A 15,675-nucleotide genomic window follows, 5' to 3' on the forward strand; every position below is an offset into this window, starting at 1 on the left:
GATCTCTCCTTCATATCATGAATTCCGCTGAGGTGATGACTCACCTATTGTATACGCTTACAAAAATATCAAGTGTGAAGTAACTCTGCGACTTCTTTTAGCGTCGTCTTCGAACCGACATTCCCTGGGAAGATGACGTATGTCAGTCCGGGGAACTTACTTTCGGCTCCTGTTTTCCAAACCGGAATGCCCGGTTTGACTTGACCGGCAACAGTTGCTCGTTTGACTTTCAGACCAGTCGTCCCGATATCACTTGACGTGATTCCGCCTTTAGCGATGATGTAGCTTGGACGTACATGCAGACGGGTGACGATGCTTGTCACAGCATCAGAAATTTTTACGGATAGCTTTAATTCATTCTCTTGTTGATTCTCTCCTAGGTCGAGACGTTCTCGTCTCGTATAGACGGCAACTGTCTGTCCAGACGTAATCAATTGTTCCGCCGTCGTGATGATTCGATCGATTTCTTGTTCGAATTGATCAGGAGACAGGACAAGATGGACATCAAACTCAATGAAATGAATGAAGTCACACGTTTTTAATTCCGCAAGTTGCTCTGTCGTTTTTTGGACATGTGATCCAATCATGATCAAACCGCCAGGCGTCATATCGGACACGAGTTCTTCTCTTGTCAGGAGGGGACGCTGATCGATTCCACCGATGACTTTCGTAAAAGCTGCGGCCGTCCGGAATAAAAATCGTTTTCCTGCGTTCATCGCGCGAATCAAAGCAATCGTTGCGACTTTGACATCAAGATAATCCGTTGCATTGATGATGATTTTATTGAAATCTTGAGCGTTCATCAATTGTGCCACGAGTGCGTCAAGACGGACCTGCCGTAAATCATCCAGTGATAAGAAGATGACGGTGTCAGCTGGGAAAGCCCCATCCGATTTTTCTTCTGCCCATTCCCCAAGGTGCGAAGCGGAATAACCGAACGTCCGGTCCTTTGCGAACTCTGTTTGCCCTGCTGGTACGAGTGTGTCGTCTTCAAGCACATAATGGACATCGTTGATCGTAAAACGACCACCTTCTTGGAAGAATGGCATCAGGATTTCACCGTCGAAGTGACCACTGGACTGTTGTTCGAGGGTTTGGCGTAAGACGTCCGTTTCGAGCGGATAATGTCCACGAAGTGTCGAATCACCACGACTAATTAAAATAAACGGCTGATTTCGTTGATCGGAAACGGCTTGGACGGTAGCCGCGATGTCTTCATGGACTTGTCGTGTTTCTTCACGCGTAAATCCACGAGAATTCGTCAAAATAAAAAACATCGACTGGTCTTCGCTAAATCCGGCCTCGATACTTTCGCTCGTCCAGTCAGTATAGACAGAGACGCCATGGACGGTCTGTACACCTGTTGGATCATCGTCGAGAACGATGATTTTATGAGGAAACTGATGTAAGGCTTCAACTAACAATTCATCTACTACTGTTGCATCTGGTAGGGATGGTAATTGATTGAGTGTCGTTTTACTTGGTAATGTCGGGAATGTCGAAATCATCTTTTACACCTTCCTTACTTCAACATGTGCTAATTTTTCGTAGTACTGAATGATGCCGCCGTGATCATCCGCAGCTTTTCCATCAATTTTCAATGCATGGAAAATCTCAACGAGTTGGCTAGAGAGGGGTAAAGGAACACCAATCTCATGCGCGGTTTCCATGACGTTCGTCATATCTTTTAAGTTGATATCGATGCGTCCACCGGCAACGAAGTTTCGCTCTAGAATCAACGGTACCTTCGCATCGAGCACGGCACTACCCGCAAGACCACCACGGATGGCTTGATACATCTTCTCCACATCGATGCCTGCTTTCGCAGCAAGCGTCAATGCCTCGGACATGGCAGCGATATTTAAATTGACGATGATTTGATTGGCAAGCTTAGCTGTGACACCGCTCCCGTTTTTGCCGACGAGCGTGACGCTGGCACCGACGACTTCTAGGAGTGGTCGGACGGTTTCAAAGACGTCGTCTTTCCCACCGACCATGATGGAAAGCGTCCCGTCGATTGCTTTCGGTTCTCCACCACTGACGGGTGCGTCGAGCATCTCGACTCCGCGTAGTGTTGCTTGTTGTGCAATCTCGACCGAGGCGACGGGTGAAATCGAACTCATATCAATCAAGATCGTCCCAGCTGTAGCCGTTTGTAAAAGACCGTTCTCTCCAAGGACGACTTGCTCGACATGGTGCGAAGCCGGTAGCATCGTGATGATGACATCACACGTTGCTCCCATATCAGCAGGTGTTCCGAATACCGCACCCGCTTGAACGAGTGTCTCGACACTTTCGGTATTTAAATCATTCACCGTGACGTCATAACCGGCTTTTAGTATATTCAAGGCCATCGGTTTTCCCATGATGCCTAAACCAATAAATCCAACGCGTGTGTTCATCTAATCAAACTCCTTTTCATAAAAAGATAGCGCTTTCATAAAAGTCTTTAACCGAATTGTACACACTAATTTCGTTTTTGTATACAATTTATTTGAAAATGTATACAAAAATATGTCTCTTTCCAATTCCCAATATTAAACTTATACTTTGAACTAGAAGAAATTCGAATGTAGGAGACGATGGCAGTGGGGAAGAAAACGACACAATTAGCATATGTTCAGGCATACGAATACATCCGGGATCGCATCTTAAACGGAGAACTGGAACGTGGAACGAAGTTAGTCGAAGAGCGTCTAGCAGAGGAAATGGGCATTAGCCGCACTCCCGTTAGAGATTCGATTCGAAAACTGGAGCAAGAAGGATTGATTAAGGAAAAACGCGTCGTCAATCCGAGCGACATGGATTTGCGGCATATCTTTCAAGTCCGGATGTTGCTTGAAGGCTTCGCAGCCAGTCATTGTGCGACATATATGCGAGAAGCCGATTTAGAAAAATTGAAGCAGTGTGTCGAAATCGGAAGAACGGGCGAACTCGAAGAAGTGATGGCGGCGAACAAGGAATTCCACGATGTGATCGTCGGGGCAACTAACAACCCGGTCATGATTGATATCATTGATCGGATGCAATCCATCATCTATCTATTCCGTAAGACCGTTGTCCACCATAAACGACCACTCTTGATTGAAGAACATGATGAGATCTATCAAGCGATTTTGAATCATCAACCAGAAGAAGCAGAGCGATTGATGAAAGCGCATCTTCAACTGGATTTAGAATTTTGTTTGAACTGGATGAAAGGATGAACGAGTTGGATATCGTTCATCCTTTTTTACATCTTGACGCATTCTCAGGACAAATGTCCTGTTCAAATCAGAATGACTCTCGTTAAATGAAAGTATCATGGAACAAGAGAGGAGTATGCACATGCGTGGTGTCTTATTTGCGATTGCCGGTGGCTTTTTCTTAACGCTCCAAAGTGTCGCCAATGCCCGGATCAGTCAAACGATCGGGACGTGGCAAGCAGCGACGATCACCCAGATGACCGGGTTCATCGTTGCGATTCTCTTAGCGATCGTCTTACGGGATCGTAGTTTTTCAGCGATGCGACGTGTCAAACCGCTTTATCTGGCAGGGGGTGCCTTTGCGGCAATCATATTATTCAGCAACATGACGGCGGTCCACCGGATGGGCGTGACCTTGACGATTTCGCTTTTTTTATTGGCGCAATTAGCGCTGGCACTCTGGATTGACGGAAGAGGCTGGTTCGGCGTCATGAAACGCCGACTGCGAGGACCGCAGATCATCGGCATCTTGATGATGATCGCAGGTATCTTCATCTTAAAAAGCTAAGGGGGAGAAAGCGTGACGGACATTACGACCTATTTAGAACGCTATCAGTTAGAGCATGTCTTTGATGCATCGCTACGTAAGGCGATGCACATTCAAACGTTTGGACCGGGTGAGACAGTGTGTCGGCAAGGCGATGTTGCGCATGAACTCTACCTGCTCGTCGAAGGGAAATTGAAGATCACGCATATGTCGGCAACGGGGAAACGTCTCGTGTTGTCCTTCAAGCATCCGTTTGATCTCGTCGGCGATATTGAGTTCGTCCGAAAGATTGATTTGATGAACACGGTCGAGGCAGTGACACCAGTGACCGTCTTACGCATTGCCTATCCGGATTTGGAAGAAGCACGTGTCCATCATCCTGCCTTTTTATTATTTTTACTCGAGACGATCACGAAAAAGTTTGAATTGAAATCGCATACGCTCAGCTTCAATCTGTTGTACCCGGTTGAAGTTCGGCTAGCCAGTTATTTGTTGTCGATGACACCTAATACGGATGCTTTTGCGAGTAAGGAACTCGTCGATGCGGCAGATTTGATCGGAACGAGCTATCGTCATGTCAATCGTGTCTTACGCCAGTTCGTCGACGATGGGTTGATTCGCCGGACGCAGCATACGATTGAGATCATTGATCGAGACGGATTGATGGAACGAGTCGGAGAAAGCATTTACGAATGAAGGAGGTGCGACATGGTTACGGGAATCATCCTTGCTCTTTGTGGGGGCATGCTCGTCTGTATTCAAAATACGTTTAACGCAAAAGTCAAAGAACACGTCGGCGCTTGGGCGACGACAACGCTAGTCCTTGGACTCGGGTTCCTCGCTTCACTGACGATTGGTTTGATCGTTGAAGGATCACAACTATTTGCACTAAAAGAGGCACAAACCTGGTTTTGGTTCAGCGGAATCATTGGTGTCGGTGTCGTCCTCTGTGTGACACAAGGCGTTCAACAACTCGGACCGAGCCGTGCGATTTCAATCGTCATGGTATCGCAAATCTTGTTTGCCTTACTCTGGGATACGCTCGGCTGGTTCGGATTACAAGCTGTTCCGTTTACGTGGACGAAAGCACTCGGTGTCCTATTGATTGGTGGCGGCGTTCTGTTATTTCAACTAGGTGGGAAAACAACGACTGTACAACACGTACGAAAAGGAGCTTGAATATGTTTTACACGACGGTATTATTCGATATTGACCATACATTACTTGATTTTGAAGCGACGGAACGAATCGCTTTTCGCCGTCTGCTCGAGCAACAAGAGTTGCAGTGGACGTCGGAGCGAGAAACGCGCTATAAAACACTCAATCAAGCGCTTTGGAAAGCACTTGAACGAGGCGAGGTGACACGCGAGGAAGTCATTCACTCACGGTTCGTGACGTTCTTCGCGGAAGAAGGACGGACGGTCGACGGACGAGAAGTTGACGAAACGTATCGCGGCTATCTCGCACAAGGAACAGAATTGATTCCGGGTGCGACGGCGCTGCTTGAGCAGCTAGCCGGAAACGTCACGATGTACGTCGTCACGAACGGTATTTCGAAGACGCAACGCGCACGGCTCGAGGGCGCTGGATTAACGGATTTCTTTGAAGGGATTTTCGTTTCAGAGGAGACGGGTTTTCAAAAGCCAATGGCAGGATTCTTCGACCACGTGTTTGCGCGAATTCCGCAATTCGACTCGGCGCGAACGATCATCGTCGGGGATTCCTTGTCAGCTGATATCGCAGGTGGCAATCAAGCTGGTATCGCAACATGTTGGTTTAATCCAGAAGGAAAATCAGCGGCGGATATCAAGCCGACGTTTACAATTACGTCGTTAGCCGAACTACCTACGTTGCTTGAAAACGCAGCAGTCCTTCAACAATGAATCAAAACAATCGATAGGAGAGAGAAGGAAAGGGGGCGATCACTGTGCAACGATGTGATCAACAGACGCTGGAGGCAACTCCCGTCTAACTAAAAGGGGAAATGAACATGATTCAACTTGTACCGGTAACAGCAGAAAACTGGGAAGCGTGTTGTGAGCTGACACTGACAGCAGAACAGCAAGACTTCATGGAAGCGAATGTCTACTCGATCGCGCAAGCGAAGTTCGAACCGAGCCTTGTCCTTCGGGCGATCATTGCAGGCGAAGCCGTCGTTGGTTTTGTGATGTACAACACGGAGCTAGAAGAACTCAACGGCTACTGGATTTACCGCATCATGATCGATCAAGCGCAGCAAGGGAACGGAATCGGACGATTGGCGATGCAAGCCGTAATTGACGAGATGCGCGTGTTACCTGCAGCGAAACGAATCGTCGTCGGCTATCGACCGGATAATCAGGCGGCACACCGTCTGTATGCGAGTCTCGGCTTCATCGACCACGGGGATCGATTCGGTCGGGAAATGGCAGTACGATTAGACATTTGAAGTATGGAGGGACTCTTGAAACGCAAGAGTCCTTTTTTTTGGATATTTTTTGAAACTTTTCTCGGCTCATCATGCTCTAATAAGTAAAGGGAGGGAACACGATGGACTTACGAAACGAGCACACGACACTCGTCCGCCGTGCGATGAAGCACGATGAAGCGGCATTTGAGCAATTGGTGCTCCTACATAGCGAACAGCTCTACCGAACAGCATATCTATACGTAAAAAATGAACACGATGCCTTGGACGTCGTACAAGAGACAGTTTATAAAGCGTTCATCTCTATCGAACAAGTGAAGGAACCGAAACATTTCGTGACGTGGATCACGAAAATCCTGATCCGCAATTGTTATCGTGTGCTTGAGAAACAACAACCAACTGATGACATCTTACTTCATGTTCCGGTGCAGGAAGACCAATCCAGAGACGAACACCTCGATCTCGTGCACGCTTTATCACATTTGCGAAAAGAATACCGGGACGTCTTAGTTCTCTTTTATTTTCATGATATTCCGATGAAAGAGATTGCGAGCTTCATCGGTATTACCCTCAATACAGTCAAGACGTACTTAAAGCGAGGACGCGAAGAATTGAAGATACAGTTAGGAGGAATGGATTATGGCACAGCACGATCTACGAAATGACTATGAAAAAATTCCTGTCCCGACGGACGCCTTACAAGACCGGATTCGTCAAGGGATCACGCAAGGTGTAGCGGAACGACAGCACGTACGTCCTCGTCGGAAACAGTACGTCGCCATTGCGGGTCTTGCTGCCTCACTATTCGTGACGACGTTCATCGTTCCACCGTTTGCTTCTGCGATGTCGCATGTTCCATTGATTGGTGGATTGTATCGTCCCTTTACAGAACAGGGCACAGTCGGTACGGAAATTGAGAAGAAACAGCTCGCGACAGCAATTGATCAGACGGTAACCGATCAAGGCATTACGATTAAGGTCGTCGACGCCTACTATGATGGTACGACGATCGGGATGAACCTGACGGCAACTGGTGTCCCAGACGTCAATGAAACGAAACGAGCAGCATTTTATGAAGTGTTCAAAGGGGATAAACGATTCGAAGGTACTGAAAATCAAGAACTGGCATATTTCAAACAGGACGGTAAGGTATGGAAAGCACGAATCGAGTATGATGTCGGCTTGCAGAAATTAAGTGATTCCATGAAGGTGCCACTCGTGATTTCGGAAATGTTTGGTCTAGACGGAAACTGGCAATTCGAGGTTCCGGTTAAACGATTGCAAGCAATTGAGCAGACGTTTAATACGACGGTGAAGAATCCTGATTATGCGGTCGATGTCACGTTGAAACAGATGACAAAAGGACAGGCAAGTACGACGTTTGATTATACGGCGGTTTATCCGAAAGCAGATCGGTATTGGCTAGAACTGGCTCTATTTGATGATAAAGGGAAAGAAATCATCAAAAACTGGTCAGTCGGAACATCGTTAGTAAGTAGTTCGGTCAGCGGGTCGCAACGAACGGATGTCTCGCGGATTCGATTCGGAAATTATGTTATTCCATCCGGTTCCTATACGTTGCATCCTTCATTACGTCTTTCACCGAAGACACATTGGCTGTCATTAAAGAAGACATCTTTCCCTTATACGCAACAAGATGCGCATCATCCGCTGAAGATGACAATTCAACAGGTAGAGACGTCCGGTTCTCACGTACAGGTTGACTTCTTGACGAACTCGGATCAAAAAAATTCAGATATCAAGTTGGATGTTAAAAACAGTATGTTCCTGATTCAAGGAAACGAACCACCGGATGGTCGTGAAATTAAACCGACTGTTGAAGTCATCGATACGAAACAAAAGCTACTGCGGGCGACGTTCACGTTATCGGCGTCACAAATAGATGCAATCGATGACTTCTATCTACAAACCGGCTATTCCAACATCGTGACGAACACACCAATCGACTTGAAACCGATCCCGTTCACCGTCGATTAAACAGGAGACTCCTGACATGCTGTCGAACTAGAATCAGCATGTGAGCAACAAAGGAGTCTGATGAGATGAAAGTACGTCAAATGATAGCGGACGATTACCCGGAAGTCGTTCGGATCTACGAACAAGGAATAAAGACGGAGAACGCGACGTTCCGCACGGAGGCATTACCGTACGAAGAATGGACGCGTCATCACCACGAACATAGCCGCCTCGTTGCGATGGAAGACGAGCAACTGCTCGGGTGGGTCGCGTTAAGTCCATTCTCTTCGATTCCGGCATACGCCGGTGTCGCTGAAATAAGTCTCTACATCGCGGAAGACGCGCGCGGCAAAGGTGTCGGCACACGCTTGATGAAGGACGTCATTCAAGCAAGTGAAGCAGCCGGAATCTGGACGTTGCAATCGCAAGTCTTTCCGGAAAATCAAGCGAGTCTACGCCTTCATGAACGATTTAATTTTCGGGCAGTCGGTCGCCGCGAACGGATTGGTCGGCTCGGAGACAGATGGCGCGATACGGTATTGCTCGAGCGACGCAGCACATATCTTTAAAAACAGGCAAGTGGACAAGAGGTTCACTTGCCTGTTTTGTATTGAAATCAATAGATAACGGGAAAAGACAGACAGCAAAAGAAGGGGGAGGGATCACGATGGATGATTTTTTTGGTGAAGGACTTGAGACCAATCAACAAAAGCGGAAACGCAAACTGGAGGAAATCTTTGATCAGTCATTTGAATCGGAGCGACGGGATTTTAATCAATCGTTGGAGCAGGACGTGACAGTTGCTCTGATCGGAGACGTCAATGCAGGAAAATCCTCGACCTTGAACGCGATTCTTGGTCGTGAAGTCGCAACGGTCGGAGCGCGCCCGGGTGAAACGGTCCGGATCGATCAAGTCAGACAGCATCCGGAAGATAAAGTCATCTTCGTCGATACGCCGGGATTAAATGATGCCAATACACAGAACTCGGAAGCGACGTGGACGTACTATCAAAGTGCCGATGTCATCCTTTACTTTTTAAATGCGGCAGGTACTGTCTTATCCGAAACGGAGACGAAGAATTTCCGTAAGATTTATCAACATAACCAAAATGTCTTGATCGTCGTCACGAAGATGGATGCGACGGATGATGTCGACACGATTGTTCAGCATATTGCAGAAAAACTACCAGGACCAAAAATCATTCCCGTATCAGCACGAGAAGGAACGAACATCGATCGGCTCCGCCGGGAGGTCCTCGATATCTTAAAAAAGTTCGACAAGGATAATGTGTTCGTTCGCCAGATGGATCCGACCGTACGTGGCAAGATCGCCAACAACTGGATTGTTGGTGCCGGAACAGCCGCTGGTGCGATTGGTGCCGTCCCGTTCCCGGGAGCTGATATCATTCCGTTGACCTCGATTCAAATCGGCTTGATGCTCAAGTTATCAAATCTGTACGAACGACAGTTATCCAAAGAGAGTGCCAAGGAGTTGCTTGTCGTGACGATCGTCGGAAACTCCGGAAAGACTGCTTTTCGGCAAATAGCAAAGTTAGTTCCAGGGTATGGTGCCGTCATTGCCGCGGGCGTCGCTTCGACCGCTACTCTTGCACTCGGATATGGAACGAAATATGTCTATGAGAATAAGCTCGAGCTGACGCCGGAACAACTGATGGGGTTTGTCAAACGATTCCGGAAGAAGGCAGAAGAGTCGTCAGAAGAGACAAACGAGTAATCTCCCTGTTATTCTATACAGCAATAAAGGGGGAGAACATATGACACGATTACTCGAAGAAATTAAACAGTATCAATCGGAATTCCGACAAAAGGCACCTGCTGAGAAACAACGGTTGATGGCGGAAGCGACAGCTGAGCTGGCTGCTTCTGGTATCGCTAAAGGTCTAGATGTTGGTGATACAATTCCACACTTCACGTTACCTGATGTATCTGGCAAGCCTGTGGCGATCGAGACATTACTCGAGCAAGGTCCTGTCATCTTAACGTTCTACCGGGGTGGCTGGTGTCCATACTGCAATCTCGAGCTTCGCGCGTACGAACGGGAAATCGACCGAATTCGTGCTCAGGGAGCGACCGTCGTTGCAATTAGTCCGGAGACACCTGATTTTGCTGAACAGACGGCAAACAAGAATGCATTAAGTTTTCCTATCTTAAGTGACGTTGATTTACATGTATCCCGTCAATTTGATTTGGTGTTCGACCTGCCGGATTATCTGATTGAGATTTACAAAGCATCGGGACTTGATGTAGCGAAGCACAACGGAAATGAGGATTGGCAGTTACCAAAACCGGCGACGTTCATCATTGATACGGATGGTGTGATTCGTTTCGCAGAAGTCTCATCGGATTATACGAAACGCGTGGATCCGCAGACGATCATCGAGTATCTCGAACAATAAAAGAGCTAGCAAACTATACGAAAACCAACTCCTAGTGATGCACTAAGAGTTGGTTTTTTTATGATTCAATCTGTTTTATTTGGATAATATAGACATAAAAATGGGTATAAAGAGGTAACCAAACGTATAGATGGAGGTGAAGCGTCGCTCCTAGTCTATCGGGAGTCCGCGTCGATATGTATGCCATTCAACCAATTTTCAAAGAACGAATTTGGGGCGGTCGACGTTTAGAGGCGTTGTTTCAGTTTGAGTTACCGGAAGGACAAATTGGAGAATGTTGGACAGCATCCGCTCATGCGAGTGGGCGGACGCACTTCTTAGATGGACCTGATCAAGGAAAGACGCTAGATGAACTATGGCGAACGAAGCGGACAGAACTGTTCGGTGATTATCTGCTCGATGCGTTCCCGCTACATGTAAAATTGCTAGATTCGTCCGCCTACTTATCGGTACAAGTTCACCCGAATGATGAGGAGGCACGACGTCTTGAAGGAGAACCGTACGGCAAGAACGAATGCTGGTATATCTTAGAGGCTGCACCAGAGGCGGAAATCATTCTCGGTCACAATCTACAATCACGAGATGCACTATTGCGGTGCGCGCAAGAAAAGGACTGGGAGACGTCACTTCGGCATCAAAAAGTGAAACCTGGCGAGTTCTATTACATTCCGAGTGGTACGATCCATGCTTTAGGACCAGGCATCGTTCTTCTTGAGATTCAACAGATGAGCGATCGGACGTACCGATTATATGATTACGACAGATTAGGAGATGACGGGAAACCGCGAGAATTACACGTTGAGAAGGCGATTGCTGTAACAACGATTCCAGATGAGCCGTGGACGAACCAATCAGAGACGATCGTCAAGGAGGGGGGCGTCATGACGAAGCTGCTGCAGGTGCCTTCCTTCACGGTCATTCGTCATGAAGTGAGCGGTCGGTACGCATTGCATGATCATCCGGTCTTTCGTTTATTGACTGTCATTGATGGTCAAGGAGAAGCGCGGCAAGGGAATCGCGTGATTCCTTTACAGAAAGGAAACCAATTCTTTGTACCGCGTCGATCGGGGGATTACGAAATATCTGGATCCGTGACGTTCGTGACGAGTGAGGTGTTTTTAGACTAAAGCAGACGAAAGGGCACCAACAGGAGGTGCCCTTTCTAACATTATGGTTTGGACCGGATGGAGGTAGGGAGCGGATAGTTATCCTGCTCTGTCCAATCGATCGAGTATTTAATTTCAATCATGATCAAGTCTTCTAGTGTGGTCAGCGTATGCGGAACACCTTGTGGAATATGCACGACAGAAGTTGGTCCGAGCTGCTGTGACTGACCATCGATTAGTGCTTCTGCCCGACCTTGTAAGATGCTCCATGTCGAGTCGGTATGTGCATGATAATGATGACTGATTTGCTGATGTGCTTTGATATGCAAACGTCGAGTCACAGCATAACGTCCGTCATCTAGTTGCTGTTGATGTAAAATCGTCGCATAGCCCCAGCGTTTCCACTCAAATTGTGGTGGCAAGGTATCATCCGTCAAATATTCTTTTAAGGCAGGTGTCTCGTCTTTGGACGCAACGAGGACACCATCTGGACTCACCGACACGATTAAGTTATCGAGTCCGATTCCAAGGACCGGAACCTGCAATTCATTGACGATATGCGTATTTTTCGAATGGAGCATCTGGGCGTTTCCATGAAGCGGATGCGGCATCTCTTCCGTTAATGTATTCCATGTTCCGAGATCTTTCCAGTAACCATCATACCGGTGAACGAATAAGGAATCGGTCTTTTCGACGACCGCATAATCAAAAGATGTCTTTTCCAGTGCCTCATAATTCGAACGGAGCGCCTCGAACGTCGTCGGTACAGCTTGTTCTTCTAAACATTGCATTAAGAAGTCAAGGCGACAGGCAAAGACACCACAGTTCCATAATGCACCTTGTTCAATTAAATCAGCCGCGACTTCAACGGTCGGTTTTTCCTGGAAGCGATCGACGATGGACATGTTTTCAGATGTCTGCGGAATGATATAGCCGTACTTTGACGTCGGATGCAACGGTTCGACACCCATTAGATGGAGTGCATCCGGATGTGCTTGAACAGCTTGATCGAGTTGCTCGAAGCGTTCAAAGAACGATAGTTCAACGTAAGGATCGACCGGCATGATGATGACCGTCTCTTCTGAATCGATTCGCTCTGACAGATAACTCGTTGCGAGCATAATGGCAGGGAACGTATCGCGACGCGACGGTTCCTGAATGATGGACGTTCGGAAACCAAGTTGATTTTCGATCGCATCGACTTGTGAACTCGTCGTCGTAATGACGGTCCGGTCATCTAAGCCGATTTCCTGAAGTTGTTGGAAGACGCGCTCCATCATGGATTGTTTATTACCATCGCGATCTTCTAAGATCTTTAAAAACTGTTTCGAGTTCAAATCGTTCGAGAGCGGCCAAAGCCGTTTTCCGGATCCACCTGATAGTAAAAGAATATACATTGACGACCATCCTTTCTTTTTAAAACGGAGGCGATAGCATATGGCACTTTATCTATTAGTTGACTCACATGAACCGACACGACGGATTTTACGTCGTAAACTTTTAGCAGCGGGGCAGGACGTACAGGAAGCAGGATCAGGAGAAGAGGCTTTGGAACAACTCAGCAATTCCGACGTTGATGTCTTGCTGACAGAACTTCGACTTCCAGAAATGGACGGTGTCGAGCTGTTACGTATTGCCAAACAACGTGCGCCACTAACGAAACAAATCGTGTTGACGGATTATATGCAGGTGCATACGCTGCTCGCAGCAGTAAATGCAGGGAATGTCAGTCGTATGATGACGAAACCTTTGAAAATTGATGAGCGAATTCTCTCTATCATGACTAAAATTGGTGATGAAGTCGTCGAGACGAAGCAACGGAAACGTAATTTGATCAACCATTTTGAGAGCGTGCTTTTGAGTTCAGATCGTCCGTATTGTTTATTTTTTGAAGACGGAACGATTGCCAGTCAACGCTCTCTAATCATTAGTCACTCCGAACAAGAGGTGCGTGAAGAAGATCAGATACAGCGTTTAGAATTCCCCACGCAGTTCGGTACCTACATTTTGTATCAATCAGTCGTCGGAAGCATTACGAAACCCGTTTGAAGAAGAGGGATTCTACACCAATGAAGCTGAGACGCAAGTACATGTAGATGACGCCAACGGTCAACAGTGGATGACGACTGTATTTTCTTAAGTTAGCCTGATGATATAGAACAGGACGGAAGAAATACCAACGTCGTAAGGCTTTCATGAAGCCACCCTGTTCCGCATCGAGCGTCGCGGGCATGACATCAAAGTAATAGCGTTTCTTTCGAAGCAGGTCATTTAATTCGACCTGCTTTTCATTGTGGTGTACGTAGGTGAACGTCGCACGGCGAATGATTCCGCCTTGTTCCAAATAACGGATCGTCGGCTGCGTCTCTTCGAAACTGATTTGCGTCGGATTAATCTCACCCGATGCGATATACGCCTCGATCCGCCAAAAACGCGCGGCTTCCATCGTATGCGTGTCGAGTTGATCCGTCGGAACATTGAACAGGTTACGCTCAAAGACCTTCACTTGACTGAAGTAATTATCAAAATCGCTGTACGCGCGTTCAGGAATCACAAGAGCTCCGACATCTAAGTGCGCCTCAAGATACAAGATACAGCTTTTTAATAACTGTTCTTCGAGTACCATATCGGAATCAATGATATAGATGTATTCGACATTGTGTTGCTTTAAGCGATCAATGGCAGTCTTGCGGGCGATACCTCGTTCACCGTGCGGAAGCGAGAGCACTTCAAATCGCGTATCATTTGCGGTCAACCAACGCATCGTCGAGACGGTAGAATCGGTCGAACCATCATCCGCGATGACACAAAGGAAAGAGGCATGTTGTGCCTGAAGGGAACGAATCGTTTCCGTGATGATTGCTTCATTTTCGTATGTGGACATAGCAATTCCGATCATGAAAAATCCTCCTTCAATGCGACAGGCATCAATTCGCGTTGCAACCAGTTTCGAAATGCTTGACCTGTATGATCCCAGTGCAGAGTTTGCGCAAACCTATGACCGGCTAGTCGAATTGTTTCGTATTCTTCCGGAGCACGTAGGCAAGCACGCATCTCGGCAGCGAGTGCGCCAGGCGTCTGACTCTTTGCCATATAACCGGTCATTCCATACTGGACGGCGTCACGCAGTCCAGGTGCGTCATAGACGATCGTCGGTGTGCCGACAGCAGCTGCTTCACTAACCGTCAGCCCCCAACCTTCTCGTTTGGAAGGAAACAGGAGCGCCGTCGCGCGACTCATCCGTTCGAGTTTTTCTTCTTCACTGACGAAGCCGAAATAGGTGATCGACTCACGCATTTCTTCCGGAACGAGCGGGTCAAGTTGCTCGGCGATATAGTCCTCATCCTTTTTCCCAATGACCCAGAAACGAGCGTCTGCGTACTCTCGTTTCAGCATGACGAACGCTTGAAGTGCATCATTAATGCCTTTATAGGCAGACATACGTCCTACATATAGAAATGTCGGGTGTTCTTCCTTTGGTTGCCAATCGACTTCTTGCCATGGTGTAAAGGAGAGACCTTCCGGTAGAATCGTCACGTCGTCTTTGGAGAAGCCGACAGCAAGTAGATCATCTGCAGTAGATTGACTGACAGTCAAAGCACGACCAGTCCGATACAGCTGCAGACGCGGTGTCTCCGTCCATTCGCCAATGTATGAAAACGGAGGACGAACATTGATTTGCCAGATTTCACGTGTCAGCTGATGGATGAAGAGGGCACGTTTCGCTAATGGAACATACAAGGGTGTGAAAAAGTGATGTGTGTTCATCTGGTCGACGACTAAATCAATCGTCGCAGCATACGACTGATAATAAGAAAAGGCGAGCGGAACGACGGAAAGCGCAGTACCTCTTCGGATATAAGTGATTCCGTCCAAATACTCGACATCGTGTCCGCCTTCGAATGAGGGAGAAAAATGAGTGATTTCATACTCATCACTGACACGTCGGAGCATCTCGTGGGTGAACACTTCTGCACCACCAGCTTTCGGATGTTTAATGTCCCGCCAGGATAAAAAAAGTAAATGGGGTTTCATG

General features: G+C 47.4%; 18 protein-coding genes. 13 read left to right on the forward strand and 5 right to left on the reverse strand.

Annotation, left to right across the window (positions count from 1 at the left end; translation table 11 throughout):
- Nucleotides 1-68: 68 nt before the first annotated feature.
- Together ACZGCQ_RS11915 and garR are read right to left on the reverse strand one after the other, a co-directional pair.
- Complete coding sequence (locus tag ACZGCQ_RS11915) at nucleotides 69-1,508, reverse strand: four-carbon acid sugar kinase family protein (RefSeq protein WP_481266385.1); 1,440 nt, start codon at nucleotides 1,506-1,508, stop codon at nucleotides 69-71.
- Between the two features lie 3 nt (nucleotides 1,509-1,511).
- Complete coding sequence (gene garR / locus ACZGCQ_RS11920; protein ID WP_481266386.1) at nucleotides 1,512-2,402, reverse strand: 2-hydroxy-3-oxopropionate reductase; 891 nt, start codon at nucleotides 2,400-2,402, stop codon at nucleotides 1,512-1,514.
- A gap of 186 nt (nucleotides 2,403-2,588) precedes the next feature.
- Here garR and ACZGCQ_RS11925 point away from each other — a divergent pair, with 186 nt between their 5' ends.
- From ACZGCQ_RS11925 to manA, 12 genes are all read left to right on the forward strand, one after another.
- The gene (locus tag ACZGCQ_RS11925) at nucleotides 2,589-3,206 is read left to right on the forward strand and encodes a GntR family transcriptional regulator (protein WP_481266387.1); all 618 of its coding nucleotides are present in this window, start codon (nucleotides 2,589-2,591) and stop codon (nucleotides 3,204-3,206) included.
- Nucleotides 3,207-3,327: 121 nt separating this feature from the next.
- Nucleotides 3,328-3,753, forward strand: coding sequence for a DMT family transporter (locus ACZGCQ_RS11930; protein ID WP_214856320.1), 426 nt, complete (start codon nucleotides 3,328-3,330; stop codon nucleotides 3,751-3,753).
- A gap of 12 nt (nucleotides 3,754-3,765) precedes the next feature.
- The gene (locus ACZGCQ_RS11935; protein ID WP_481266388.1) at nucleotides 3,766-4,428 is read left to right on the forward strand and encodes a Crp/Fnr family transcriptional regulator; all 663 of its coding nucleotides are present in this window, start codon (nucleotides 3,766-3,768) and stop codon (nucleotides 4,426-4,428) included.
- Nucleotides 4,429-4,440: 12 nt separating this feature from the next.
- Nucleotides 4,441-4,911: a DMT family transporter gene (locus ACZGCQ_RS11940; protein ID WP_214861614.1), complete on the forward strand. Its 471-nt coding sequence runs from the start codon at nucleotides 4,441-4,443 to the stop codon at nucleotides 4,909-4,911.
- Between the two features lie 2 nt (nucleotides 4,912-4,913).
- Nucleotides 4,914-5,615: a YjjG family noncanonical pyrimidine nucleotidase gene (locus ACZGCQ_RS11945; protein WP_481266389.1), complete on the forward strand. Its 702-nt coding sequence runs from the start codon at nucleotides 4,914-4,916 to the stop codon at nucleotides 5,613-5,615.
- A gap of 107 nt (nucleotides 5,616-5,722) precedes the next feature.
- Complete coding sequence (locus ACZGCQ_RS11950; RefSeq protein ID WP_481266390.1) at nucleotides 5,723-6,160, forward strand: GNAT family N-acetyltransferase; 438 nt, start codon at nucleotides 5,723-5,725, stop codon at nucleotides 6,158-6,160.
- A 101-nt stretch (nucleotides 6,161-6,261) separates the two neighbouring features.
- The gene (locus ACZGCQ_RS11955) at nucleotides 6,262-6,804 is read left to right on the forward strand and encodes a sigma-70 family RNA polymerase sigma factor (protein ID WP_481266391.1); all 543 of its coding nucleotides are present in this window, start codon (nucleotides 6,262-6,264) and stop codon (nucleotides 6,802-6,804) included.
- Nucleotides 6,779-8,137 carry a DUF4179 domain-containing protein gene (locus ACZGCQ_RS11960; protein WP_481266392.1) on the forward strand — a complete coding sequence of 453 codons (1,359 nt, stop codon included), beginning with the start codon at nucleotides 6,779-6,781 and terminating at the stop codon, nucleotides 8,135-8,137. The genes ACZGCQ_RS11955 and ACZGCQ_RS11960 overlap by 26 nt, the downstream gene beginning before the upstream one ends.
- Before the next feature lie 65 nt (nucleotides 8,138-8,202).
- Complete coding sequence (locus ACZGCQ_RS11965) at nucleotides 8,203-8,685, forward strand: N-acetyltransferase family protein (RefSeq protein WP_481266393.1); 483 nt, start codon at nucleotides 8,203-8,205, stop codon at nucleotides 8,683-8,685.
- 98 nt (nucleotides 8,686-8,783) lie between these two features.
- Nucleotides 8,784-9,851, forward strand: a complete 1,068-nt coding sequence (locus tag ACZGCQ_RS11970) for a YcjF family protein (protein ID WP_029343131.1) — start codon at nucleotides 8,784-8,786, stop codon at nucleotides 9,849-9,851.
- 40 nt (nucleotides 9,852-9,891) lie between these two features.
- Complete coding sequence (locus ACZGCQ_RS11975; RefSeq protein WP_481266394.1) at nucleotides 9,892-10,533, forward strand: peroxiredoxin-like family protein; 642 nt, start codon at nucleotides 9,892-9,894, stop codon at nucleotides 10,531-10,533.
- Between the two features lie 176 nt (nucleotides 10,534-10,709).
- The gene (manA, locus tag ACZGCQ_RS11980; RefSeq protein WP_481266395.1) at nucleotides 10,710-11,660 is read left to right on the forward strand and encodes a mannose-6-phosphate isomerase, class I; all 951 of its coding nucleotides are present in this window, start codon (nucleotides 10,710-10,712) and stop codon (nucleotides 11,658-11,660) included.
- Nucleotides 11,661-11,701: 41 nt separating this feature from the next.
- On the opposite strand, the gene ACZGCQ_RS11985 is transcribed toward manA, so the two are convergent.
- Nucleotides 11,702-13,036, reverse strand: coding sequence for a sugar phosphate nucleotidyltransferase (locus tag ACZGCQ_RS11985; protein ID WP_481266396.1), 1,335 nt, complete (start codon nucleotides 13,034-13,036; stop codon nucleotides 11,702-11,704).
- Between the two features lie 40 nt (nucleotides 13,037-13,076).
- On the opposite strand from ACZGCQ_RS11985, the gene ACZGCQ_RS11990 reads away from it, so the two are divergent.
- Nucleotides 13,077-13,688, forward strand: a complete 612-nt coding sequence (locus tag ACZGCQ_RS11990; RefSeq protein WP_481266397.1) for a response regulator — start codon at nucleotides 13,077-13,079, stop codon at nucleotides 13,686-13,688.
- On the opposite strand, the gene ACZGCQ_RS11995 is transcribed toward ACZGCQ_RS11990, so the two are convergent.
- Both ACZGCQ_RS11995 and ACZGCQ_RS12000 read right to left on the reverse strand, forming a co-directional pair.
- Nucleotides 13,672-14,538: a glycosyltransferase family 2 protein gene (locus tag ACZGCQ_RS11995; protein ID WP_481266398.1), complete on the reverse strand. Its 867-nt coding sequence runs from the start codon at nucleotides 14,536-14,538 to the stop codon at nucleotides 13,672-13,674. The genes ACZGCQ_RS11990 and ACZGCQ_RS11995 overlap by 17 nt on opposite strands.
- Complete coding sequence (locus tag ACZGCQ_RS12000) at nucleotides 14,535-15,674, reverse strand: glycosyltransferase family 4 protein (RefSeq protein ID WP_481266399.1); 1,140 nt, start codon at nucleotides 15,672-15,674, stop codon at nucleotides 14,535-14,537. The genes ACZGCQ_RS11995 and ACZGCQ_RS12000 overlap by 4 nt, the downstream gene beginning before the upstream one ends.
- Between the last annotated feature and the right edge of the window lies 1 nt (nucleotide 15,675).

It is taken from the genome of Exiguobacterium sp. HSB13, from assembly GCF_056764755.1.

What these genes read in the sequence shown, in the direction of transcription:
- manA (WP_481266395.1), top strand. Translation starts at nt 10,710, where the DNA reads ATGTATGCCATTCAACCAATTTTCAAAGAACGAATTTGGGGCGGTCGA.
- ACZGCQ_RS11965 (WP_481266393.1), top strand. Translation starts at nt 8,203, where the DNA reads ATGAAAGTACGTCAAATGATAGCGGACGATTACCCGGAAGTCGTTCGG.
- ACZGCQ_RS11940 (WP_214861614.1), top strand. Translation starts at nt 4,441, where the DNA reads ATGGTTACGGGAATCATCCTTGCTCTTTGTGGGGGCATGCTCGTCTGT.
- garR (WP_481266386.1), bottom strand. Translation starts at nt 2,402, where the DNA reads ATGAACACACGCGTTGGATTTATTGGTTTAGGCATCATGGGAAAACCG.
- ACZGCQ_RS11985 (WP_481266396.1), bottom strand. Translation starts at nt 13,036, where the DNA reads ATGTATATTCTTTTACTATCAGGTGGATCCGGAAAACGGCTTTGGCCG.
- ACZGCQ_RS12000 (WP_481266399.1), bottom strand. Translation starts at nt 15,674, where the DNA reads ATGAAACCCCATTTACTTTTTTTATCCTGGCGGGACATTAAACATCCG.
- ACZGCQ_RS11955 (WP_481266391.1), top strand. Translation starts at nt 6,262, where the DNA reads ATGGACTTACGAAACGAGCACACGACACTCGTCCGCCGTGCGATGAAG.
- ACZGCQ_RS11990 (WP_481266397.1), top strand. Translation starts at nt 13,077, where the DNA reads ATGGCACTTTATCTATTAGTTGACTCACATGAACCGACACGACGGATT.
- ACZGCQ_RS11995 (WP_481266398.1), bottom strand. Translation starts at nt 14,538, where the DNA reads ATGATCGGAATTGCTATGTCCACATACGAAAATGAAGCAATCATCACG.
- ACZGCQ_RS11975 (WP_481266394.1), top strand. Translation starts at nt 9,892, where the DNA reads ATGACACGATTACTCGAAGAAATTAAACAGTATCAATCGGAATTCCGA.
- ACZGCQ_RS11950 (WP_481266390.1), top strand. Translation starts at nt 5,723, where the DNA reads ATGATTCAACTTGTACCGGTAACAGCAGAAAACTGGGAAGCGTGTTGT.
- ACZGCQ_RS11970 (WP_029343131.1), top strand. Translation starts at nt 8,784, where the DNA reads ATGGATGATTTTTTTGGTGAAGGACTTGAGACCAATCAACAAAAGCGG.
- ACZGCQ_RS11945 (WP_481266389.1), top strand. Translation starts at nt 4,914, where the DNA reads ATGTTTTACACGACGGTATTATTCGATATTGACCATACATTACTTGAT.
- ACZGCQ_RS11960 (WP_481266392.1), top strand. Translation starts at nt 6,779, where the DNA reads ATGGCACAGCACGATCTACGAAATGACTATGAAAAAATTCCTGTCCCG.
- ACZGCQ_RS11915 (WP_481266385.1), bottom strand. Translation starts at nt 1,508, where the DNA reads ATGATTTCGACATTCCCGACATTACCAAGTAAAACGACACTCAATCAA.
- ACZGCQ_RS11930 (WP_214856320.1), top strand. Translation starts at nt 3,328, where the DNA reads ATGCGTGGTGTCTTATTTGCGATTGCCGGTGGCTTTTTCTTAACGCTC.